The organism is Pantoea sp. EKM103V (assembly GCF_011800365.1).
GTDB classification, from domain to species: domain Bacteria; phylum Pseudomonadota; class Gammaproteobacteria; order Enterobacterales; family Enterobacteriaceae; genus Pantoea; species Pantoea anthophila.
This window is the reverse complement of sequence record NZ_JAALFQ010000001.1, coordinates 358012-382057: the sequence shown is the minus strand read 5'-3', so window position 1 is coordinate 382057 and position 24046 is coordinate 358012. Positions and strand designations below refer to the sequence as shown.

The following is a 24046-nucleotide window of genomic DNA, read 5'->3' as shown; positions in this document are numbered from 1 at the left end:
GCTAAGCCTTTTTCAACCGCCAGTAGCGCCATGACTTCCAGGCCAGGACTGGCGGTTGAATAAACGTCACTAAGACTATCCCGATAAGCAATGACAGGCCACCGCCTAAGATGTATGGCTTAGTTGAGAAACTGAGAAGAAATATAAATACGAGCGTGCAGGCGGAAACAATCCACAATAGCATTCTGAATCTGTTTTTTAAATCCACTACAGCCTCATCCAGCGTACCACCGTAGCTTTCAAGATTATTTTTGATTTTTTTCAAATCAGCATCAGTAAAGCCCGACTTCAACAGCTCTGATTCACTAACTATCATTGTGCACTACCTTTCATCTTTAAAACGTGCAGTCATTCTAACGCAATTATATACGTGTTTGCTTCTCATGCGGCAACTTGCTCTGTTGGCACAAACGGACATTACTATCTTCCCTATCAGTCTGAGGTGGCTAGCGCCATTTAATTGACTGTCTGAACGAAAGCCTTTACTTATAACCTTTTATTAACGACTACGGTTAGATGATCTTATTATAAACGGCAATAACCCGCTTTTTCTGGTGAACCTCTTACCCCACCTCCCTCCCCATCCTCACCATCGCCCGATACCAAGCTCCTCTCTGAATCGACCAGCGCAACCCGACCGCAATCGCATTAATCTTCCGATCAATCATCGCCTGCTGAAAGCGCCCTGTCTCACGGCCGGACATCGCCTGCGCCCATGCTGGCATCAGCCCGAACCCCGACGCCAGCATCACTTTCATCACCGGCTTCGCCTGCCAGCTCGGGGCTGGCGCATTCATCAGCAGTCGTGTCACTTCAGCGGTGCGCGCATCAAAGCGTAACTCCGGACGCATCTGCTGCAGATAATCCGCCACATCCACGACGCTTTTCGGCACCCGCTCCGCGCCCAGCGACTCAGCAATCAGCGCCGCTTCCTGATAGTACCGATCCTGTTCGGCGCATGTGAGGTGAGGATTTTTGTAGCGCAGATGGGCCGCCAGGAAACGGCTGGTCTCCGCCACATGCACCCAGGTCAGCAGATGCGGATCGCTGGCGGCATAAGGTTTGCCTTCGCTGTCGACGCCGCTGACTTTAAGGTGAATGCGTTTCACCCGGTCGATCAGCGTCTGCGCATCCTGCTGATTACCGTAGGTGGTTACGGCGATGAACTGACTGGTACGTCGCAGCCTGCCCATCATATCTTCGCGGAAATTGGAGTGATCCCAGACGCCCGCCAGCGCCGCCGGATGCAGCATCTGCAATAGCAGCGCGCTGATCCCGCCGCACATCATGGAGGTAAAGTCGCCGTGGACGCGCCAGATTACGCTGTCCGGGCCAAACAGGCCGGGATCGCCAGGCGGCTGGGAGAGGTCAAACTCATTCATCGACAGGCCGTTAAGGCGAAAGACCTGCTGCTGAATACGGTCTCGCAGATTTATCATGGTGGCTCTAGTGAAATGACGCGGCGCGCCGTAGCAGGACGCTAACGACGCGCCGCACCCCCCTTTCTCAGGAGAAAGGCGGGCGGTTACAGATAGTTGAACTGCGCATCCTGAGTACGAACGGAATCGAGTCCAATCATCACGTTGAACTTGCCGGGCTCCGCCACATGCTGCATCTGCTGGTTCCAGAACTTCAGCGCATCGACGTCGATCTTAAAGGTCACGGTCTGAGACTCGCCCGCTTTCAGCATGATGCGTTTGAAACCACGCAGCTCCTGCACCGGACGGCTGATGGAGGCGACCGGATCGTTGAGATACATCTGCACCACCGTCGCACCGTCGCGCTGACCGCTGTTGGTCACCGTCACGCTGGCTTCGATGCTGCCGTTACGCGGCATGGTCGGCGACGACATTTTCACCGGAGACACGGTAAAGCGGGTGTAGCTCAGGCCGTAACCAAACGGATAGAGCGGGCCGTTAACCGCATCATAGTAGTGCGACGTATATTTGTTCGGCTTAGCAAAGTTGTAAGGCCGGCCGGTGGGCAGATGGTTGTAGTAGATCGGAATCTGCCCCACGGAACGCGGGAAGGAGACCGGCAGCTTGCCCGACGGGTTATAGTCGCCAAACAGGACATCGGCGATGGCGTTACCGCCTTCCGTACCGCTGAACCAGGTCTCCAGCATCGCATCGGCCATACGATCTTCATTCACCACCGACAGTGCGCGTCCGTTCATCAGCACAATCACCAGCGGTTTGCCGGTGGCTTTCAGCGCGGCCAACAGCTTCTGCTGGCTCGGCGGGATCACCAGGTCGCTGCGGCTGGAGGCTTCGTGGGCCATACCCTGCGCTTCACCCACGGCAGCAACGATGACATCCGCCTGCTTCGCTTTGGCGACCGCGTCATCGATCATCTGCTGCGGTGAACGCGTGTCGATGGAAACCGCCGGTTCATAGAGGTTCAGGAAGTCCTGAATGCCCTTATTATCGGAAACGTTGGCGCCCTTCTCATAGAGCAGCGTCGCTTTGCCTTCGGTGGCGTTGCGCATCCCCTGCAGCAGCGAGACAGATTGTTTCGCCACGCCCGCCGCGGACCAGCTGCCCATAATGTCGCGCTGGCTGTCGGCCAGCGGCCCGATCAGCGCAATGGTGCCCGATTTCTTCAGTGGCAGCGTTTCCAGCCGGTTTTTCAGCAGCACGATACTCTTGCGCGCTACGTCGCGCGCTTCGGCCCGATGCAGACGGCTCTCGGCGTTGGTGTCCTGCGGGTCGCTCTCTTTCGGCCCTAAATGGCTGTAGGGATCGTTGAACAGCCCCATATCATATTTAACGTTAAGCACATGACGCGCCGCATCATCAATTTCGGCCATGCTGACGTCGCCGCGCTTCACCAGATCCGGCAGATATTTGCTGTAATACTCGTCGCTCATGCTCATGTCGACGCCCGACTTCAGGGCGATGCGCACCGCGTCCTGCGGATCGCTGGCGACGCCATGCTTAATCAGCTCTTTAATGGCGCCGTGGTCGCTGATGGTAATGCCTTTGAATTTCCACTGACCGCGCAGCAGATCCTTCAGCAGCCAGCTGTCCGCCGTCGCCGGTACGCCATTAATGGAGTTCAGCGCCACCATGACGCCGCCGCTGCCCGCATCCAGAGAGGCTTTATAAGGCGGCAGATAGTCCTGGAACATGCGCTGCGGACTCATATCCACCGTGTTGTAATCCCGGCCGCCTTCGACCGCGCCATAGAGCGCGAAATGCTTGACGCTGGTCATCACGCTGTAGCGATCGGCGGCGCTTTTACCCTGCATCGCCTGCACCATGCTGCGGCCCATCTCGCTGGTGAGATAAGTATCTTCACCAAACCCTTCCGAGCCACGCCCCCAGCGCGGTTCACGGGTGACATCCACCATCGGTGCCCAGGTCATATTCAGGCCATCGTCGGCCGCCTCATAGGCGGACACGCGCCCGACCTCTTTCACCGCATCCAGATCCCAGCTCGACGCCAGCGCCAGGGGAATAGGAAAAATGGTGCGCTGGCCGTGGATGACGTCGAAGGCGAAAAAGAGCGGGATCTTCAGCCGGCTGAGCTGCATCGCCTGATCCTGCATGGCGCGGATATCCGGGCGGGTCACCGTGTTAAAGATCGCACCAACCTGACTCTTCTGAATCATGTCGCGAATCGCTTCTTTGGGATTATCCGGTCCGACGCTGATCAAACGCAGCTGACCGATCTTTTCGTCCAGCGTCATTTTTTTCAGCAGCTGGTTAACGAAGGCATCCCGCGCCTGTTCGGTCATCGGGTGGTGACCTGGCACGGTCTCAGCCAGTGCCGGTTGCATCGCGAGGGAAACAGCGAGACTAACAGAGTAAATCCATTTCATCAGGTTGGGTTCTCTTAAGTAACTGCGCAATATCGTATTAACAGGCGGCAGTGTGCCACAAGATGAGAATAGCAGGTAGCCTGCCGCTGTCACACTGCGAGGAGATGAGCGGACGTGCTACAGTTAAGGCGCACTGATAAGACAAGGGAATTGCTCATGATACCAACCTCTGCCCTGCTTTCTGACCTGCGCCGCCTCGTCGGCCCCTCTCATCTGCTGACTGAACCTGAACAGACCGCCCGCTATCGCAAAGGCTTTCGCTCCGGCGAAGGGGATGCGCTGGCCGTGGCGTTTCCCGGAACGCTGCTGGAGCTCTGGCGGGTTCTGCAAACGCTGGTCAGGGCGGATGTCATCATTCTGATGCAGGCGGCGAATACCGGCCTGACTGAAGGCTCGACGCCGCACGGCGACGACTACGACCGCCCGCTGGTGATTGTCAGCACCCTGCGGCTGGATAAGCTGCAGCTGATCGACAACGGCCAGCAGGTGCTGGCTTTCCCCGGCAGCACCCTCTATCAGCTGGAAAAAGCGCTGAAGCCACTGGGACGCGAACCGCACTCGGTGATCGGCTCCTCCTGCATCGGCGCGTCGGTCCTGGGCGGCATCTGCAATAACTCCGGCGGATCGCTGATCAAACGCGGTCCGGCCTACAGTGAAATGGCCCTGTTCGCCCGAATCGATGCGGAGGGCAAACTGCGGCTGGTGAACCACCTGGGCATTGAGTTAGGCAGCACGCCGGAAGAGATTCTGGGCCGGCTGGATGACGATCGCTGGCAGCCCGGTGATGTGCAGCACGATGGCCGCCACGCCTCTGACCACGAATATGCTGACCGGGTGCGTGACGTGAATGCCGATACGCCCGCCCGCTATAACGCCGATGCGCGCCGTCTGTTCGAAGCCTCGGGCTGTGCCGGTAAGCTGGCGGTGTTTGCCGTGCGACTGGACACCTTTGCCAGTGAACCCCAGCAGCAGGTGTTCTATATCGGCACCAACGAGCCTGGCGTCCTCACCGATATCCGCCGTCACATCCTGGCGCACTTCACCCATCTGCCGGTGGCGGGCGAATATATGCACCGCGACATCTATGACATTGCGGAGGTCTACGGCAAAGATACCTTCCTGATGATCGACAGGCTGGGCACCGACAAAATGCCGCTGTTCTTCACGCTGAAGGGACGGGTCGATGCCTGGCTGAACAAACTCGCCTTCGTTAAACCGCACTTCACCGACCGCCTGATGCAGCGCCTGAGCCGGCTGTTCCCGGCGCATCTGCCCAAACGCATGAAGCAGTATCGCGACAGATATGAACATCATCTGATGCTGAAGATGTCTGGTGAAGGCGTTGCGGAAGCGCGTAACTACCTGCGCGACTACTTCCGTGAAGGCGGAGGCGAATTCTTTGAGTGCGAAGGCAAAGAGGGGGCGCACGCTTTTCTGCATCGGTTCGCGGCTGCAGGGGCGGCCGTGCGCTATCACGCGGTGCACGCTGACGAGGTCGAGGATATCCTGGCGCTGGATATCGCCCTGCGTCGCAACGATGCTGACTGGTTTGAAACGCTGCCTGAAGCGATCCGCGCTTCGCTGAGCCATCGCCTCTACTATGGTCACTTCTTCTGTCACGTCTTCCATCAGGATTACATCGTCAGAAAAGGTGTCGATGTGCATGCCCTGAAAGCGCAGATGCTGGAGATTCTGCAGGCGCGCGGCGCGGAATACCCCGCCGAGCACAATGTGGGCCATCTCTATCAGGCGAAACCGCAGCTGGCGGCCTTCTATCGCCAGCTCGATCCCACCAACAGCTTCAATCCCGGCATCGGCAAAACCAGCAAGCAAAAAGGCTGGGCCGTAAAGCAGCCGTAATCGGCTAACCGGCCCGCCTGCTCATCAGCGCCGGCGGGCTGATTAAGGCTATTCAGATAACATCCGCATTAAAAACAGTTAACCTCCTTTCTGATATTCTCCCTGATTATTTATAAAGCGATTCTGTTCTGCGTAATATCTCACAAAAGATTGCCCTGCCAATTGATCATCCGCCAGCCGGAAAATAGAGTGCCGCTGAAAAATAACAGAAAAAGAGAGAATGCCTTATTCAGGCAGCGCTAACCCTCACGGGTAGCGCACTATCCGTTTCAGCAGGGATGAATCATGATGTTAAAGCGATACCTTATGGCGCTCACGCTGCTGAGCCTTACAGCCTCAGCTTACGGCAGCGCCTCAGTTCAGCGGGGAGTGAATCCAATTCGTCACTTCAGGCTCACCTGTCAGGTCAACGATAATCAGGCTGCCCTTCATGGCACCGACTGTGCCGCAGTGGGTGGCGACTACGCCGCCTGCAATCGCGCCACCCTTACCCTGACTAACAACGGCCCGGCCCTGACGGACAGGCACTGGGCCCTCTACCTGAGCAACGTCCACCAGAGGCTGCGGGTCGATCATTACCAGTTCAGAATGACCCACCTTGTCGGCGGTTTAACCCGGCTGGAGCCGACAGAGAAGTTCACCGGCCTTGGCGCAGGCGAATCGGTGCAGGTTCCCGTCGTCCATGAATACTGGCAGCCGTTCGCGCACAAACGCCCGGACAGAGCAGAGGATCGCCGCCTCGCCTCGCTGCGCTCGCGGAACGACGATCAGGGCCGGTAAAACCCGGCCCTTTTGCCTTAAACCAGCTTCTCTTCGGGTTCCGCATCCGGCTGCTGACGGCGTTCGATAATCATGGTCTGCGGTGTGGAAAGCAGGATGCCCTCTTTACGCAGGCGCGTCAGAATATCGAACAGCAGATCGCTTTTGGCGCCGGAAATCTGGCGCTGCCCGGCCACGTTACCGGTCACGCTCAGCACAATGCCCTGCTGGGTCAGATCTTTAAACGAAACAGACGGCTCTGGCGTCTCCAGAATACGTTCGTTTTCGTTGTAAACATCGAGCAGAATATCGCGCACTTTCACCGGATCGATGTTGAGCGGGAAGGTCAGCGTAATTGTCACCACACCCTGCGCATTGCCCATCGTGGCGTTGCGCACGTTCTGCGAGATAAACTGCGAGTTAGGCACGATGACCGTGGATTTGTCACCCAGCTGGATCTCGGTGGCACGCACGTTAATCCGGCGGATATCCCCTTCGATGCCGCTGATGGTCACCAGATCGCCCACCTTCACCGGCCGCTCGGTTAACAGAATCAGGCCCGAAATAAAGTTCTTCACGATCTCCTGCAGGCCGAAACCGATACCGACCGACAGCGCACTGACGATCCAGGCCAGCTTGTTCCACTGCAGCCCCATGATCGACAGGGTCAGCAGGATGATCAGCACGTAACCGATGTTGCTGAACAGCGTCACCAGCGACACCCGCATCCCCACGTCCATGGTGGTTTTTGGCAGGAAGTCGGTGTCGAGCCAGCGGCGCACCGAGCGCAGCACATAGATGCCGACAATCAGGCAGATCAGCGCATTAACCATGTGTGCCGGAACGATATTCAGGGACTCCAGCCCTTTCCCGCCCCAGAACTCAATCACCTTCTGCAACAGCTCAATCGGCGTTGAGGAGGCAAACGTCCCGTTGACCAGCGCCAGCGCCACAAACAGCACCAGGATGGTCTTACCAATCGCCGTCAGCAGCGTGGCGGTTTGCTGCAGATGCCGCTCATTGATGTTGAGCGAACTCTGAATGCGGCGGCCGGTTGCATTGCTGGTCGAAAAGAGACTCTCGCAGCCATCGTTGAGCAGATGGCTCAGGAAGTAGAAGGAGCCAAACAGCAGGCCACACCAGATCACCTCATAACTCAGGAATCGCGCCAGCGTGACATAACCCACCAGCAGCGAGATCAGGATCGCGAGCGCGGTCAGGGTCAGCCCCAGCTGGATCAGCCCGACCAGCGTAGAGCGGGCTTCCGGCGGCGTGCCTGCCAGCGTCATGCGACGACGAACGCGGTTGGTTCGCATGCTGATGGCCAGCGCGGTACTGCCTATCAGCAGCGCCGTCAGGCCGTTGGCAAAAATGGTGGTATTCAGACTGGTGCCGACGCTGTAGTTAAAGGCCTCCACCGTCTGGAAGATAAACACCAGCACCGCGGTAATGGGCGGGAACGGTTTGAGCGCCAGCGCCACTTCATTGGAGATGGTGGGCAAACGCCAGCTCGGCCGCCGCGTGGAGAGAAACGCACGCCCCAGTCCGGCGATCAGGCCGCAAAAGACGCTAAGCTGAACCAGCCGGTCGACAAAGTCCTGCACATTTTCCGAGACCTCATCGCGGCGGGTAAACGCCAGAGCGATAAAGTTAAAGGTGAGTACCACCGCCACCAGCGTGGTCAGGGCTATCGCGGCCGCCAGGAAGCTGCGGCGCAGTTTGCCTTCCGGCATTTTATGAATGCTGACCCAGGCGAGAAACTCCTCGCTGTAGCGACGACCCACCGTCATCACCAGCAGCGCCGCCAGCAGCCAGAGCGTACTGCCTATGCGCCAGCCCGGCTCCCAGGAGAGCGCCGCGGTGTCCTGCAGCTCCTGCAGAAACTCGCCGATCTTCTCACCGTCCAGGTCCTGGCTGTTGGTCAGGGGAGACCAGAAACGCGCACCGAGAATGGTACCGGAGTTGAGCGCCAGCTGACTTTTCAGCTGGTCACGGCGCAGGTTAACAATCTGCGACGACAGCGTTAAGGCACCATTTTTAATGCCCTCTGCCTGCTTGATCTGGTCGTCGAGTTTGCTTTTCTGACTCTCCAGCGCGTTTCGCTTGCGCGTCACCTCCGGCGTCTCTTTTACCCCGCTGTCAGCTTTGGGGGCCGGACCCAGCACCTGCAACTGCGCTTCCAGCTGCTGGCGATCGGGGATAAGCGCCTGACCCAGCGTGTCGGCATTGCCGGAAAGCTCCAGCGCCATCTCATTCAGCTGATTCAGTTTGTTTTCGCCCGCGTCGCCTGACACCTGGCTCTTAATCTTATCGAGGATCTTCTGCATTTTCGGCAGTTCAACCGAAGCATTCAGCTTCGGCTGGGCATCCTGTTCCTGTTCCTGTGCCGCCGCGGTGATATCATCCGCCGCCTGCGTCACCGCCGGGGCAAACACCACCAGCGTCAGCATTAACCATGCAAAAAAGGATCTTATAAACATATGAGTAAAATTCCGGCAGCTTATATCAGGCGATCGTCCCTCGCCAGTCGCGCGTAGTGTAGGACTTTGCAAGGGATGGCAATATAGGAATAACGGGTATTTTTCGGGCTAATTCCGGGCAGACCGCGCGCGTTACGCCGCTGCCCGGCTCGCCCGGCGCGCCTGCTCAGACAGCAGACAGCGCCGGGTAACACAGCAGACGTTCTCTGCTCTCTTTACTCCACGCCGGCACTGCTGTCCCCGTTGCTGGCGACCTGGCCCGACTTCTGCTTTTTGTACGCCAGCGCAGCCGCAGGCACCGGCGCGGCTTTGCCGGTCTCGATCCAGCTGCGCAGACGGTTGGCATCCGCGAAATGGGTATATTTGCCGAAGGCATCCAGCACCACCAGCGCCACCGGACGATTATTGATCATGGTGCGCATCACCAGGCAGTGCCCCGCCTCGTCGGTGTACCCGGTCTTGGTCAGCTGGATATGCCAGTCATTTTTGTAGACCAGATGGTTGGTGTTGCGGAACGGCAGTGCATAGCTCGGATGGGCAAACACGGCCGTCTCTTCTTTGGTGGTGCTGAGGGCGCCGAGCAGCGGATATTCGCGCGTCGCCTTAAGTAATTTGACCAGATCCTGGGCGCTGGAGACGTTTTGCGTCGACAGGCCGGTCGGCTCCACGTAGCGGGTCTGTTTCATGCCCAGCGACCGCGCTTTGGCATTCATCGCCCGGATAAAGGCGTTGTATCCGCCCGGATAGGCATGAGCCAGGCTGGCGGCGGCGCGGTTCTCCGAGGACATCAGCGCCAGCAGCAGCATGTTGCGGCGGCTGATCTGGCTGTTGAGCTTCACGCGTGAGAAGACGCCACGCATTTCCGGCGTCTGGCTGATATCGACGGTTAACATCTCGTTCATCGGCAGGTGCGCATCCAGAACCACCATCGCCGTCATCAGCTTGGTGATAGAGGCAATCGGCCTGACCCGATCCGGGTGACTGGAGAAGAGCACTTTATTATTGGTGAGGTCGACAATCATCGCACTGCCAGAGGCAATCTGCGGCTGAGCAATAGGCGTAAGCTGCGACAGGGAGGTGGTCGCCTGAGCCGGAAGTGAAACAATCTGCCCGGAAACGAGCAGTGCCAGCGAAAGCAGGCTGGAACGAATTTTTGCAGACATCGTAGAAAAACCCGGTTGGTGTTATGTACTGTGCCAGAGAGACACAGGCCGCCCGCCTCAGTCACGTCGGCGCGCGGGCTGGCAGCAGCATCATACGCGGAAGGTTAAGAAATTTCCTGGGGAGAGTGTATCCGGGCGTAAAAAGAAAACTGCCGCCAGGCCGGCGGCAGCGGTTGTCTAGAACAGGCGGGGACCATATCCCCACAGCACCACGGTCAGGGCCAGTAACACTTCAAACACCAGCACGCCGATCGCCAGGGTGGAACCGGAGAAGCGCAGGCTCTCTTCACGGTCAATGTTCAGAAACAGCGGAATGCCGATATAGAGCAAATAGCCGGTGTAGAGCAGCGCCAGCGCACCCGCCAGCACGCAGAGCCAGACCAGCGGATAGAGCGCCACCAGCCCGCTGAGAAACAGCGGTGTCGCCACATAACCCGCGAAGACGGTACAGCGCTGCACGCCGGGCCGCTGCGGATAATCACGTGCCATCCAGTGGATCACCCGCCCCATCACCGCGACGCCACCGAGAATAATCAGATAGAACAGGATGCCGAGCCCAAGCCCGGTCGCCAGATTAAGTTGCACATATCGCCCCTCGCCCAGGTTCCACCCCAGCTGAGTGGTCCCGATGAAGGCGCAGATCACCGGGATCGCCGCCATCAGCAGAACATGGTGGGTATAGTGGTGCGATACACTCTCATTCTCTTGCTTAATATCACGCATTTCCTGATTCGGATGCGCCAGAAGTCCCCAGACATGGTTCATACAGTCACTCCTCTGATGCAGTGGGCCGCCCGATGAGCATGCGTCTTTGGGGGCAGCGTCTTCTCAAGTATAAACGGCAGCAAAACTTTCGTGGCGACCGGACAAAAAAACAGCAGAAATAAACGCACCCGCGCGGCCCGGGCGGAAGCGAAGCCAATTCGCGTATAGACTTGAAGAAACAGCCACCGAACAGGGAGTGTCACTTTGCATCTGGATATCAACGCATTAATTACGCAGTACGGTTATCTGGCACTGTTGATTGGCTGTATTGCCGAGGGGGAGACATTTACCTTACTGGGTGGCGTGGCTGCCCATGAAGGACTGCTGCACTATGCGGGCGTGGTGCTGGCTGCGATGGGCGGCGGGATCATCGGCGACCAGCTGCTCTACTGGGTTGGCCGCCGCTGGGGGACGCGCATCCTGCGCCGCTTTAAAAAGCATCAGGATAAGGTGGTGAAGGCGAACCGCCTGATCAAACGCCGTCCCAGCCTGTTTGTGATCGGCGTGCGCTTTATGTATGGCTTTCGCCTGATTGGTCCCATCATCATCGGGGCCAGCCGCCTCAATCCGATGAAATTTTTTATCCTCAATATCATCGGTGCGGCCATCTGGGCGCTGATCTTTGTCACCCTGGGCTATTTTGCGGGCGGCATTATCGCGCCGTGGCTGCATAAACTCGATCAGCATCTGAAACATCTGCTCTGGCTGGTGGGTGCGGTAGTGTTCGCCTTTGTCCTGCGCTGGGTGATCCGGCGCTGGCATAACCGTCGGGCCGATCAATAAGCGCTGACAGCTCTCCAAACGAAGCCGCATTGGCATGCTCAGCTATAGTTAACAGCACACTGACAGGGAGATGAGCATGAGTAAGGTAAAACGTAAGATTGAAGAGCATGGCGTCATTGGCGATCTCCGCACCTGTGCACTGGTGGCGAATGACGGGACGATTGATTATCTCTGCTGGCCTGAACTCGACAGCCCGTCGGTCTTCTCTGCCCTGCTCGACAGCGACGATGCCGGCCTCTTCTCACTCTCGCCGGACTGGCCCGATGCGCGCCGTCAGCAGCTCTACCTGCCCGACACCAATATTCTGCAGACCCGCTGGCTGGATGAGCAGGGGGTCGCAGAAATTACCGACTATATGCCGATTTGCGATGACAGGGAGAAGCTGCCGCGCCTGATCCGGCGGGTCAAAATGGTACGCGGCAGCGCGACCTTTACCCTGCGCTGTTCACCACGTCACGACTACGCCCGGGCGCAGACGCGCGCCGAGGCTCATCACGGCTGTATCGATTTTCATGCCGAAGGTCAGCCCTCGCTGCGCCTCGCCGCCAGCGTCGTCATGACGCTGGAGGATGAGAGCGCGACCGCCGTCTTTACCCTGCAGCCGGGTGAACATGCGCAGTTTGAATTTGGCAGCGTCGACGATGCGCATATCGAAGCGCTGGCGACCGAACACTGCTTTGAAGATACCCTCAACTACTGGCGCCGCTGGAGCGCAAAGAGCACCTATCAGGGACGCTGGCGTGAAATGGTGCAGCGCTCCGCACTGGTGCTGAAGCTGCTCACCTCCCATCAGTATGGCTCTATTGCGGCGGCGGCAACCTTTGGCCTGCCCGAAGAGCTGGGCGGTGAACGAAACTGGGACTACCGCGCCTCCTGGATCCGCGACGCCTCATTCAGCATGTATGCCCTGATGCGGCTGGGCTATACCGATGAAGCCAAACACTTTACGGAGTGGGTGGGTCGCTGCGTCGAGAACAGTCATCACGACAAGATGCGCCTGCAGGTGATGTACCGGCTGGACAGCGGCACCGAACTGCATGAGATGGAGCTGCTCAACCTCTCCGGCTACGGCGATTCCCGGCCGGTGCGCATCGGCAACGATGCCTGGCAGCAGACCCAGCTCGACATCTATGGCGAGCTGATGGATGCGATCTATCTGGCCAATAAATATGGCGAGGCGATCTCTCAGCGCGGCTGGGAGCACGTAGTGAAGATGATCGACTGGCTGAGCGAGAACTGGGATCAGCCCGATGCCGGGATCTGGGAGATGCGTGGTGAACCGGAACATTTTCTGCATTCCCGTCTGATGTGCTGGGTGGCGATGGACCGCGCGCTGCGTCTGGGCATGAAGCGATCGCTGCCGATGCCCTATCAGCGCTGGGATGAGGCGCGGCGTAAGATCCGCGAAGATATCTGGGCCAATTTCTGGAACGAGGAGCGCGGGCACTTCACCTCCACACGTCACGGCGACTATCTCGACGCCTCCATGCTGCTGATGCCACTGGTGCGCTTTGTCGGTGCCACTGACCCGGACTGGCTCTCTACGCTGGACGCGATCAAAAAGGACCTGGTCAGCGATGGCATGGTGCGGCGTTACAATATTCATGAAACCCCGGCCGATGACCTGCAGGGAGGGGAAGGCTCTTTCGGTGCCTGTTCCTTCTGGTATGTAGAGTGCCTGGCGCGCGCAGGCCGGATACAGGAGGCGCATTTTGAGTTTGAGAAGCTGCTGAGCTACGCCAATCCGCTGGGTCTTTACGCCGAGGAGTTTGACAGCCACGGCCATGCGCTGGGCAATACGCCGCAGGCGCTGACGCACCTGGCGTTAATCAGCGCCGCCTTTTTCCTGAACCGGAAACTCAGCGGCGAACAGACCCAGTGGCAGCCTTAGTCATCGCGGTTTTCAGCGCCCTCTTTTCCCGAAAGGCGCTCATCTCTGCACGGTTTTAGGTAAAGTATTACTGTCAGGTTAAAATCCTGATTCACAACATCAGATCAATGAACATATAATGCGCAGCAGGTCACATTGGCCGGCATGAATTCGATACTTTGACCAGCCTGAAACAGGGCGATAAAGACTTGTAAAATATGAAAATGATTCGCGCTTTCGCTTCAATCGCACTGGCTCTGGCGGCGTTCAGCCAGTCAGCCTTTGCTGTGGTTTACCCGTTACCGCCGGCTAACAGCCGTCTGATCGGGGAAAATATTGAAATTACCGTTCCTGAAGACAGCAAATTGCCGCTGGAAGCTTTTGCGGCGCAGTATCAGATGGGCCTCAGCAACATGCTGGAAGCCAATCCGGGCGTTGACGTTTATCTGCCGAAAGCGGGCAGCAAAATGATTATCCCACAGCAGCTGATCCTGCCTGACGCCCCGCGCGAAGGCATTGTGATCAACAGCGCCGAGATGCGTCTTTACTACTATCCGAAAGGCAGCAAAACCGTGGTTGTCCTGCCGATTGGTATCGGTGAGCTGGGTAAAGATACCCCGATCAACTGGACCACGGCGGTTGAACGCAAAAAAGATGGCCCGACCTGGACGCCAACCAAAGGGATGCATGCCGACTACGCCGCTCGCGGTGAAACGCTGCCTGCCGTCTTCCCGGCTGGCCCGGACAACCCGATGGGCCTCTATGCGCTCTACATCGGTCGTCTCTATGCGATTCACGGCACCAACGCCAACTTCGGTATCGGCCTGCGCGTGAGCCACGGCTGTGTGCGTCTGCGTGCGGATGACATCAAGTGGCTCTATCAGAATGTGCCGGTCGGCACCCGCGTTCAGTTCGTTGACCAGCCGGTGAAAGCCTCGGTTGAGCCAGACGGTTCACGTTACCTGGAAGTGCACAACCCGCTGTCGACCACCGAAGAGCAGTTCAACTCCCGTGAGCTGGTGCCGATCACGCTGACTCAGGCCGTGACCAAAGTGCTGGCTGATGGCAGCATCAATCAGGATCAGGTTAACGCCGCGATTCAGGGCCGTACCGGTATGCCGGTAAAAGTGAACGGTGTGGAGAACAACGTTCAGACTGCGCCTGTTCAGGTGCCGGAAAACTCACAGGCCGCCCCTCAGGAGCAGCCAATGACCCCGGTGACGCCTCAGGGTGCCAGCAGTGATGCTGCGCAGCCTCAGCAGCCTGCGACAGAAGCGGCCCCGGTGACCCCGGCCGCCCCGGCAGCCGCCACGAATAACAATTCGTAACGGACCGCCTGTTCTCAGAAGCCAGCGCCTGTCGCTGGCTTTTTTATTGCCCGCGCTATACCGCCCGACCCGCTCTCTCCGGCTAAATTTCCTGCCTGCCCATCATTTTTCTGTCACATAAAGCGCGTATCACACAGCGATAACCCGGTGCAAATCAGCATCCGCTATCCGCCACATGAGGTACACCATGAGCGAAAACAGTCTCCCCTCATCCGTCCGGGGCCGGCCTGATTTCAACGGCAAAGGCAGTCGCTTCAGCAAACCGCTGTTTTTTATTCTGCTGGTCGCGGGTCTCGCGTTCGCCGGCCTCAACCTGGTCAGTGACGTTGAAGAGACCAACATGCCGGTTACCAGCTTCCTGCCCTTCTTTCTGCTGGGCCTGGCGCTGCTGATTGCGCTCGGTTTTGAGTTCGTCAATGGCTTTCACGACACCGCCAATGCCGTCGCCACGGTGATCTATACCCATTCGCTGACGCCCGGCGCCGCCGTAGTCTGGTCCGGTTTCTGTAATTTTATGGGCGTGCTGCTCTCCAGCGGCGTGGTGGCGTTTGGCATTATCTCGTTGCTGCCGGTGGAGCTGATCCTGCAGGCCAGCAGCGGCAACGGCTTCGCGATGGTCTATGCACTGCTCTTTTCCGCCATTATCTGGAATCTCGGTACCTGGTATTTTGGCCTGCCCTCCTCCTCCTCCCACACCCTGATTGGCTCCATCATCGGCGTCGGCGTCGCCAACGCGATGCTACACGGGCGCAACGGCCTGAGCGGCGTGGACTGGGATCAGGCGCTGAAGGTGGGCTATGCCCTGCTGCTCTCGCCGGTGGTGGGCTTCGTCTGTGCCGGGCTGCTGCTGTGGGTCATGAAACGCTTTATCCGCAATCGCCAGCTTTACCGTGCGCCACAGAGCGATCAGCCGCCGCCGGTCTGGATCCGCGGCCTGCTGATCCTGACCTGTACCGGCGTCTCTTTTGCACACGGCTCTAACGACGGGCAGAAAGGGATGGGGCTGATTATGCTGATCCTGGTCGGCACCATGCCGATCGCCTACGCCCTGAACCGATCGCTGCCTGCCGACCAGATCCCGCGCGTGGCCGCGCTGACCGAAGTCACCGCGCATCAGCTGCGCCAGCTGCAACCGGCGGCGGCACACCCTCCGGCGGCCCGCGAGGTGCTGACCGGCTTTGTCGGCAGCAACCGGATGAACAGCGAGGTGTTACCGGCGCTGGCGATGACGCTCAATGAAGTGGGTGATGAGATTCGCCGCTATGGCTCGATGGATAACATTCCGGCGCAGGCGGTGACCAACACCCGCAACCAGATGTATCTGGCATCAGAGTCGATCAAGCATCTGCAGACCGCAAAGGTCACGCTGCCGCAGGAGACGGAACGCAATCTGAAAGCCGTGAAAAGCGAACTCGACAGCGCCACCCGCTTTATTCCGATGTGGGTAAAAGTGGTGGTGGCGATTGCGCTGGGGCTTGGCACGATGGTGGGCTGGCGGCGGATTGTGGTCACGGTGGGAGAACGCATCGGCAAAACCCATCTCAGCTATGCGCAGGGCGCCAGCGCCGAGCTGGTGGCGATGGCGACCATTGGCGCGGCGGACGGTTTCGGTTTGCCGGTTTCCACCACCCATGTGCTCTCCTCGGGCGTGGCAGGCACCATGGCGGCCAATCGCTCCGGCCTGCAGCTTGCCACGCTGCGCAACCTTGCGGTCGCCTGGGTCTTAACCCTGCCGGTCTCCGTTCTGCTCTCCGCCCTGCTCTACTGTCTGTTTACCCGTTTCTGATGACCCGGCGGCTCACCCGCTGGTGAGCCGCTGTTGAGCGCAGAGCCGCAGGGTAATCAGCAGCGCACCCAGGACCATGATCGCCGCCGCGAGGTAGACCGACTGCATGCCCCAGTGTCCGATAAAGAGTCCCGCCACCGGGCCGGTTAAGCCCAGCCCCAGATCAAGAAAGGCGGAGTAGGTGCCGAGCGCCGATCCCTGATCCTGACGCTCGACCCGCTTAACGGCTTCCACCCCCAGGGCCGGAAAGACCAGCGAAAAACCGCTGCCGGTCAGAAACGCCCCCGCCCCCACCAGCCACGCGCTGTCCGCCTGCCAGATCAGCAGCAGTCCCACACACTCCAGCAGAAAGGAGAACAGCGAGACGCGCAGTCCGCCAAAGCGGGTGATAAAGCGTCCGAAGCCGAGACGCACCAGCACAAAACCCAGGCTGAACAGCGTCAGCGCATAGGCCGCGCCCTGCCAGTTGCGGCTGGCAAAGTAGAGGGTAATGAAGGTGGCAATCACGCCAAAGCCGATGGTGCCGAAGCCCAGCGCCAGACCGTAGAGCCAGACGCGGGAAAAGACGCGATGAAACGGAATGCGCTCGCCCAGGCTGACGGTGACGGCGGGTTTGCGGCTCGCCATCAGATAGCCAGCTATCCCCATCACCGCAATCAGGCCAGCAAAGCCGCTCATGCCGAACTGCCCGTTGAGCATCACGCCCAGCGGTGCGCCCACCGCCATCGCCAGATAGGTGGCGACGCCGTTCCAGGAGATCACGCGGGCGGTCTGCAGCGGCCCGACGATGTTCATGCCCCACAGGGTGGAGCCGGTGCTGCTGAAGCTTTCGCCCACCCCAAGAAACAGCCGTCCGACAGCCAGCAGCGTCAGGCTCAGCCACGGCCAGCCGCTCAGCAGGGCGGCCACGATGGTCAGCACCCCGCTCATGCCGCAGCAGAGCAGCCCCAGCATCACCACGCGTTTAGGCCCAAGCCGGTCGGCCAGACGGCCCGACTGAGGACGGCTGAGCAGCGTTGCGAAATACTGAATACTGATAATCAGCCCGGCGATAAATGAGCTGAAGCCGAGGTGATTTTTGACAAAGCCAGGCAGCACAGCCAGCGGCAAGCCGACAGAGAGATAGCAGAAGAAGGTGAAAACGATAACGGAAAGGATACGTTTGTTGAGCTGGCTGTTGCTCAACACGGCGGTGTCAGACATAGCAGAGTTGCGGTGAAGGAAATTTGGCTCACTATACCGTCAGGCCGCTAAGGGGTCGCCTGATTTTTTATCACAAACCATGAACCGTCGCGTGACGATCGATCGCCTGTGCAATGTCGCCCGACGATTTTAACGCCCGGATTTCGCTGAACAGGCCATCCGCTTCTGCATACGCTTTGCGCAGATAGCCAAGCCACTGTTTGATGCGCGCGACGTGATAGAGTCCGGTGTCGCCCTGCTTTTCCAGCCGGCTATATTTTTGCAACAGGTGCACCACCTCAGGCCAGGCCATTGGCGGCTCGTTGTATTTGACCACCCGGCTCAGGTTAGGGATGTTCAGCGCACCGCGGCCAATCATCACCGCATCGCAGCCGGTGACCGCCATACAGTTCTGCGCGCTCTGCCAGTCCCAGATTTCACCGTTAGCAATCACCGGAATGCGCAGCCGCTGACGAATCTCGCCAATCGCCTGCCAGTTGATCGCCTCGGCACGATAGCCCTCTTCCTTGGTTCGTCCATGCACCACCAGCTCACTGGCTCCCGCCTGCTGTACAGCATCGGCGATCTCCAGACTGCGGGCGCTGGAATCCCAGCCGAGCCGCACTTTCACCGTGACCGGTAAGTCAGCAGGCACCGCTTCACGCATCGCTTTCGCGCCGCGATAGATCAGATCGGGATCTTTAAGCAGGGTCGCCCCGCCCCCGCTGCCGTTGACCAGCTTAGAGGGACAACCGCAGTTGAGATCCACCCCCCAGGAGCCCAGCGCCACCGCACGGGCGGCGTTCTCGGCTAACCATTCGGGATGCTGCCCCAGCAGCTGCATCCGCACCCGCGTGCCGGAAGGCGTGCGGCTGTTGTTATGCAGCTCGGGGCAGAGACGATAAAAGGATTTTACCGGCAGCAGCTGATCGACCACGCGCAAAAACTCGGTGATGCAGAGATCGTAGTCGTTCACTTCCGATAACAGCTGGCGCACCAGCGAATCAAGCACGCCCTCCATCGGCGCCAGTAAAACCCTCATACTCAGACGTTCCCGGTGCGCTTCGGTGCCGGACGACGCGGACGGGAAGCGGGCTTGTCGCCCTGAGGCGCAGGCTGTCCCTGACGACGAGGCTGAGAACGCTTGTCGCCGGATGAACGTGGTGCACCCGCACCCTGTCCGCCCTGACCACGACCGCGCCCGCCGCCTGCACCGCCACGCGACTGCTGCTGGCGACCGTTGATGATAGGCTCTGCTTTGATGCTCGGATCGGGTTCATAACCCGGAATCGCCAGGCGCGGGATTTCACGCTTCAGCAGGCGTTCGATATCACGCAGCAGTTTATGCTCATCGACGCAGACCAGTGACAGTGCTGCACCGGTGGCCGCCGCACGGCCGGTACGGCCAATACGGTGAACATAATCTTCGGCGACGTTGGGCAGCTCATAGTTGACCACGTGTGGCAGCTCTTCGATATCCAGGCCACGCGCCGCGATATCGGTCGCTACCAGCACGCGGATCCCGCCGGATTTAAAGTCAGCCAGCGCACGGGTACGGGCACCCTGGCTCTTGTTGCCGTGGATCGCGGCAGCGGTGATGCCATCTTTGCCCAGCTGCTCGGCAAGGTGGTTAGCGCCATGCTTGGTTCGGGTAAAGACCAGCACCTGCTGCCAGTTCCCTTCGCCAATCAGCTGCGACAGCAGTTCCCGCTTGCGCTTCTTATCCACGAAATGCACCTGCTGAGCAACCTGTTCAGAGGCGGTGTTGCGGCGCGCCACTTCCACCATTTCCGGGTTGGTCAGCAGTTTTTCAGCCAGGCCTTTGATCTCATCAGAGAAGGTGGCCGAGAAGAGCAGGTTCTGACGCTTAGCCGGCAGGCGCGCCAGCACGCGACGGATGTCGTGGATAAAGCCCATATCGAGCATCCGGTCCGCTTCATCCAGCACCAGAATTTCGACCTTAGAGAGGTCAACCGCATTCTGATGCGCCAGATCCAGCAGACGACCCGGTGTCGCCACCAGCACGTCGACGCCGCCACGCAGTTTAACCATCTGCGGATTGATGCTGACGCCACCAAACACCACCATCGACCGCAGCGGGAGATATTTGCTGTAGTCACTGACGTTTTCGCCGACCTGCGCCGCGAGTTCACGGGTCGGGGTCAGGATCAGGGCGCGTACCGGGCGACGGCCGCGCACCGGCGTGGTGGTCGCAGAGAGTTTTTCAAGCAGAGGTAAGGTAAAGCCGGCCGTCTTGCCGGTGCCGGTCTGGGCGCTCGCCAGCAGATCGCGGCCTGCCAGCACCACAGGAATCGCCTGGCGCTGGATAGGTGTAGGTTCGCTGTAGCCTTGTTCGGCGACCGCGCGCAAAATATCGGCACTCAGGCCGAGAGAGTCAAAAGACATTACGTGATTTACTCCGGTCCGCTCTGTCCGTGATTCACGGTGTAGTTTTCAGAGGGATAGTGACGGCAGCTGGGGCTGACGCGTGAAAAGGGCACAAACTACGATGCGTAAGCGGGCGAGTGTAGCAGCTTTAGAGCAAGTGTGCGAGATAGCTCACATTTACACACACATCTTCCCGGCCCCATAAACAGGAAGGCCACCTTTCGGTGGCCTTCAACTTAGCTACGTTTTTTTTCGATGCGCCGTGGCGGTTCTTTCGCCAGCAGCGACACCAGCGCCGGACCCAGCAACATCACCACGCCGAGGCACGCCAGCAGCAGGTTGTTGTGGTAGATCCGCGACACCAGGAACAGTGTCATCATGGCAGCGCCAAAGTAGTAAGTGGTGGTCGCTTCTTCAAGATAATCGCCAAGGGTCCGTAAACGGGCGATGCGCTGTGTTGCCAGCATGGCAACAAAAACCAGTGCGTAGACGGCCACCAGCGTGCTGCAGACATCGACCAGGGCCTTGTGCTTCCAGCCCCAGATCAGCGCAGCGATCACCAGCAGATGCATAGCGATATGCATGTACGTCTGACCCGTGATGATTTGAATACGATTAGACCATTTCATTCAGTTCTCCTGGCAGACCCAACAGGTCGCCCAAGTGCTACCGGCACAAGCCGGAAACGGTTTCCTCAATGTAAAACAATTTTCGGATAACGCCTTAATTATCGCCCTCTCTCACCACCCATTTGTGACAAAGACTACACTTTGATTCTGGTGATGATGAAAAGGAGTGCGTCGCGAGTATGCCACAAAACACGCAAGGATTTTCAATAAAAGTCCTGACGATCAATACACACAAGGGTTTTGCCCCGTTTAATCGCCGCTTCATCCTGCCGGAATTACGCGAAGCCGTTCGCGCAACGTCGGCGGATGTGGTCCTTCTGCAGGAGGTGATGGGCACGCATGCCATCCATCCGCTTAACCATGACGCGTGGCCCGAGGCGCCACACTATGAGTTTCTGGCCGACACCATGTGGAACGATTTCGCCTACGGGCGCAATGCGGTCTACCCGGAAGGACATCACGGCAATGCCGTGCTGTCGCGCTTTCCGATTGCAGAGTATGAGAACCGTGATATCTCGGTGGCGGGCAGTGAGAATCGCGGCATGCTGCACTGTCAGATCGCCCTGCCCGAGCCGCATGGCACGCTGCACGTTATCTGCGTGCACCTTGGCCTGAAGGCCTCGCACCGCCGCGCGCAGATGAAGATGATATGTGAAATGGTCACCTCGCTGCCGCCCGACGCGCCGGTTGTGGTGGCGGGTGATTTTAACGACTGGCAACGACGCGCTAACGCGATCTTAAAACAGGGCGCAGGCCTGAAAGAGGTATTCAGCATGAAAACCGGACGCCCGGCGCGCACCTTCCCGGCGCGCTTCCCGATTCTGCGGCTCGACCGCATCTATGTGCGCAATGCCACCGTCACTCATCCGTGGGCGCTGCCGCGTAAGCCGTGGTCCCATCTCTCCGACCATGCGCCGCTGGCCGTGGAGATTCACCTATGAATTTCAGCTGGCAGGAAGGCAACCGGCTGCTGTTGCTGGAAAATGGTGAGGCGTTTTTCCCGCGCGTCTTTGGTGCGATACAGCGGGCCGAGCGCACGGTGCTGATTGAAACCTTTATTCTGTTTGAGGATGAGGTCGGCAATGCCCTGCATCGCGAACTGCTGGCGGCGGCCCAGCGCGGGGTGCGGGTTGAAATCATGGTCGATGGCTACGGCTCCGCCGAACTCTCCGACAACTTTGTGAACAGCCTGACCAGCGCGGGCGTGCGCTTCATCTACTACGATCCGCGCCCGCTGGTGATGGGCATGCGCACTAACGTGTTTCGCCGCCTGCACCGCAAAACCGTGGTGGTGGATGATGTGGTGGCCTTTGTGGGCGGCATCAACTTCTCTGCCGAGCACAACACCGACTACGGCCCCGAGGCCAAGCAGGATTATGCGGTGCAGGTCAAAGGGCCGGTGGTGGGCGATATCGCCCGCTATCTGCAGCAGGCGATTGGCAGTGAACAGCCTACCCGCCGCTGGTGGGGGTCGCGGTCTCACCGTCCGGCGGTCAATGCCAGACCCGGCGATGCCCAGGTGCTCTATGTCTATCGCGACAATGACGAACATCGCGACGACATCGAAATGCACTACCTTGAGATGCTGCGCGAGGCGAAGCGGGATGTGATTATCGCTAACGCCTACTTCTTTCCCGGCTACCGGCTGTTGCGTGAGATGCGCAACGCAGCGCAGCGCGGCGTCAGGGTGCGTCTGATTGTGCAGGGCGAGCCGGATATGCCGATTGTGAAAGTGGGTGCGGAGTTGCTCTACAACTATCTGGTCGATGGCGGGGTTGAAGTCTATGAATATATCCGTCGTCCGCTGCACGGCAAGATCGCGGTGAAGGACGATCAGTGGGCCACCGTCGGCTCCAGCAATCTCGACCCGCTCAGCCTGTCACTCAACCTGGAAGCCAACCTGATCATTCACGACCGGCCGTTTAACCAGACGCTGCGTGACAACCTTGAAGCGCTGCTGGCAAATGATTGTCAGCGGGTGCAGGAGGATCGTCTGCCCCCGCGCAACTGGTGGCAGCTCAGCAAAAGCGTGGTGGTCTTCCACTTCCTGCGCCATTTCCCGGCTATTGCGGGCTGGTTACCGGCGCACACACCGCGGCTGGCCCAGGTGGCAGCCCCGGTGCAGCCAGAGATGGAGACACAGGATCGCGTAGAAGCCGACAACCAGGGAGCAAAATCCTGATGGCAAAAAAACATCCACGCTGGCAACTGGCAAAAAAGATCCTCACCGTGCTGTTCTTTATCGCGGTGGTGGTGCTGCTGGTGGTTTATGCCCGCAAAGTGAACTGGGAAGATGTTTATGACGTCATCGTTAACTATAACCGCTTTGTGGTACTGACCGCCGCCGGACTGGTGGTGCTGAGTTACCTGGTCTACGGCTGCTATGACCTTATCGGGCGCGCCTACTGTGGGCATAAGCTGGCGAAGCGGCAGGTGATGCTGGTGTCGTTTATCTGTTACGCCTTTAACCTGACGCTGAGCACCTGGGTCGGTGGCGTGGCGATGCGCTACCGGCTCTACTCCCGCCTGGGACTCGACAGCGCCACCATCACCCGCATCTTCTCCCTGAGCATCGCCACCAACTGGCTGGGCTACATTCTGCTGGCTGGCGTGGTGTTCAGTGCGGGCATGGTCTCCATCCCCAGCGGCTGGTTTATCGGCGAGACCACCCTGCGGCTGATCGGTGTGGTGCTGCTGGTGCTGGTGGCGATCTACCTCTGGGCCTGTGCCTTCTCGAAACAGCGACGCTGGACGGTCAAAGGGCAGACGCTGCAGCTCCCCTCGCTGCGTATGGCGCTGCTGCAGTTTGGCGTCTCCTGCGCTAACTGGATGGTGATGGGGGCGATTATCTGGCTGCTGCTGGGACGCGATGTCGGCTATCCGATGGTGCTGGGCGTGCTGCTGATCAGCAGTATTGCCGGGGTGATCATTCATATTCCGGCGGGGATTGGCGTGCTGGAGGCGGTCTTCCTGGCACTGCTGAGCGGCCAGCACGCGTCGCATGGCACCATTATCGCGGCGCTGCTCGCCTATCGCGTCCTCTATTTCATCCTGCCGCTGCTGCTGGCGCTGGTGCTCTATCTGGTTCTGGAGAGCCGGGCGAAGCATCTGCGCCAGAAGAACGAGCAGAAGCTTCAGAAGTCATCATAAAACGGGGGAGGCGCAACCGATGCGCCTCCCCCTTTACCTCTCAGCCGTTCAGCGCGGCGCTGGCCGCGAAACGGCTAGCC

General features: G+C 59.1%; 19 protein-coding genes. 9 read left to right on the top strand and 10 right to left on the bottom strand.

Features of this window, described 5'->3' with window-relative positions; genetic code table 11:
* Position 1: 1 nt before the first annotated feature.
* The 3 genes from HFD97_RS01930 to bglX all read right to left on the bottom strand — a co-directional run bounded on the left by HFD97_RS01930 (position 2) and on the right by bglX (position 3823).
* A complete protein-coding gene (locus HFD97_RS01930) occupies positions 2-316 on the bottom strand; it encodes a hypothetical protein (protein ID WP_167431102.1) in 315 nt (104 codons plus the stop codon).
* A gap of 247 nt (positions 317-563) precedes the next feature.
* Positions 564-1439 (bottom strand): oxygenase MpaB family protein, encoded by an 876-nt coding sequence (locus HFD97_RS01925; protein WP_167431103.1) that lies wholly within the window; start codon positions 1437-1439, stop codon positions 564-566.
* 86 nt (positions 1440-1525) lie between these two features.
* Positions 1526-3823, bottom strand: a complete 2298-nt coding sequence (gene bglX / locus HFD97_RS01920; protein ID WP_167431104.1) for a beta-glucosidase BglX — start codon at positions 3821-3823, stop codon at positions 1526-1528.
* Between the two features lie 156 nt (positions 3824-3979).
* Here bglX and dld point away from each other — a divergent pair, with 156 nt between their 5' ends.
* A complete protein-coding gene (gene dld, locus HFD97_RS01915; RefSeq protein ID WP_046101465.1) occupies positions 3980-5683 on the top strand; it encodes a D-lactate dehydrogenase in 1704 nt (567 codons plus the stop codon).
* A 285-nt stretch (positions 5684-5968) separates the two neighbouring features.
* Positions 5969-6463: a carbohydate-binding domain-containing protein gene (locus HFD97_RS01910; RefSeq protein ID WP_244319725.1), complete on the top strand. Its 495-nt coding sequence runs from the start codon at positions 5969-5971 to the stop codon at positions 6461-6463.
* Between the two features lie 17 nt (positions 6464-6480).
* Here the strand turns inward: HFD97_RS01910 and HFD97_RS01905 are convergent, their stop codons facing one another.
* The 3 genes from HFD97_RS01905 to HFD97_RS01895 form a co-directional block, all read right to left on the bottom strand.
* On the bottom strand, positions 6481-8922 hold the full coding sequence (locus tag HFD97_RS01905) for a DUF3772 domain-containing protein (protein WP_058957733.1): 2442 nt from the start codon (positions 8920-8922) through the stop codon (positions 6481-6483).
* Positions 8923-9137: 215 nt separating this feature from the next.
* A complete protein-coding gene (gene pbpG / locus HFD97_RS01900) occupies positions 9138-10085 on the bottom strand; it encodes a D-alanyl-D-alanine endopeptidase (RefSeq protein ID WP_009091304.1) in 948 nt (315 codons plus the stop codon).
* Positions 10086-10262: 177 nt separating this feature from the next.
* Entirely contained in the window at positions 10263-10850 is a 588-nt protein-coding gene (locus HFD97_RS01895; RefSeq protein ID WP_009091306.1) for a Yip1 family protein, read from the bottom strand.
* A 204-nt stretch (positions 10851-11054) separates the two neighbouring features.
* Between HFD97_RS01895 and HFD97_RS01890 the strand changes: the two genes are divergently transcribed.
* From HFD97_RS01890 to HFD97_RS01875, 4 genes are all read left to right on the top strand, one after another.
* Positions 11055-11633: a DedA family protein gene (locus HFD97_RS01890; RefSeq protein ID WP_009091308.1), complete on the top strand. Its 579-nt coding sequence runs from the start codon at positions 11055-11057 to the stop codon at positions 11631-11633.
* 76 nt (positions 11634-11709) lie between these two features.
* Positions 11710-13524, top strand: coding sequence for a glycoside hydrolase family 15 protein (locus HFD97_RS01885; RefSeq protein WP_167431105.1), 1815 nt, complete (start codon positions 11710-11712; stop codon positions 13522-13524).
* Between the two features lie 197 nt (positions 13525-13721).
* Positions 13722-14831, top strand: coding sequence for a L,D-transpeptidase family protein (locus tag HFD97_RS01880; RefSeq protein ID WP_009091312.1), 1110 nt, complete (start codon positions 13722-13724; stop codon positions 14829-14831).
* A gap of 187 nt (positions 14832-15018) precedes the next feature.
* The gene (locus HFD97_RS01875) at positions 15019-16617 is read left to right on the top strand and encodes an inorganic phosphate transporter (RefSeq protein ID WP_167431106.1); all 1599 of its coding nucleotides are present in this window, start codon (positions 15019-15021) and stop codon (positions 16615-16617) included.
* A gap of 12 nt (positions 16618-16629) precedes the next feature.
* On the opposite strand, the gene HFD97_RS01870 is transcribed toward HFD97_RS01875, so the two are convergent.
* The 4 genes from HFD97_RS01870 to HFD97_RS01855 all read right to left on the bottom strand — a co-directional run bounded on the left by HFD97_RS01870 (position 16630) and on the right by HFD97_RS01855 (position 20816).
* Positions 16630-17820: an MFS transporter gene (locus tag HFD97_RS01870; RefSeq protein WP_046101459.1), complete on the bottom strand. Its 1191-nt coding sequence runs from the start codon at positions 17818-17820 to the stop codon at positions 16630-16632.
* A 70-nt stretch (positions 17821-17890) separates the two neighbouring features.
* The gene (gene dusC / locus HFD97_RS01865) at positions 17891-18841 is read right to left on the bottom strand and encodes a tRNA dihydrouridine(16) synthase DusC (RefSeq protein ID WP_140028245.1); all 951 of its coding nucleotides are present in this window, start codon (positions 18839-18841) and stop codon (positions 17891-17893) included.
* A gap of 2 nt (positions 18842-18843) precedes the next feature.
* Complete coding sequence (gene rhlE / locus HFD97_RS01860; protein ID WP_009091317.1) at positions 18844-20205, bottom strand: ATP-dependent RNA helicase RhlE; 1362 nt, start codon at positions 20203-20205, stop codon at positions 18844-18846.
* Positions 20206-20423: 218 nt separating this feature from the next.
* On the bottom strand, positions 20424-20816 hold the full coding sequence (locus tag HFD97_RS01855; RefSeq protein ID WP_009091318.1) for a YbhQ family protein: 393 nt from the start codon (positions 20814-20816) through the stop codon (positions 20424-20426).
* Positions 20817-20995: 179 nt separating this feature from the next.
* On the opposite strand from HFD97_RS01855, the gene HFD97_RS01850 reads away from it, so the two are divergent.
* Genes HFD97_RS01850 through HFD97_RS01840 form a run of 3 tightly spaced genes read left to right on the top strand, consistent with a single transcriptional unit; the run spans position 20996 to position 23966 of the window.
* A complete protein-coding gene (locus tag HFD97_RS01850) occupies positions 20996-21757 on the top strand; it encodes an endonuclease/exonuclease/phosphatase family protein (RefSeq protein ID WP_009091319.1) in 762 nt (253 codons plus the stop codon).
* Complete coding sequence (gene clsB / locus HFD97_RS01845) at positions 21754-22998, top strand: cardiolipin synthase ClsB (RefSeq protein WP_009091321.1); 1245 nt, start codon at positions 21754-21756, stop codon at positions 22996-22998. Before HFD97_RS01850 ends, clsB begins: the two co-directional genes overlap by 4 nt.
* The gene (locus HFD97_RS01840; RefSeq protein WP_009091322.1) at positions 22998-23966 is read left to right on the top strand and encodes a lysylphosphatidylglycerol synthase domain-containing protein; all 969 of its coding nucleotides are present in this window, start codon (positions 22998-23000) and stop codon (positions 23964-23966) included. The genes clsB and HFD97_RS01840 overlap by 1 nt, the downstream gene beginning before the upstream one ends.
* Positions 23967-24046: the final 80 nt, after the last annotated feature.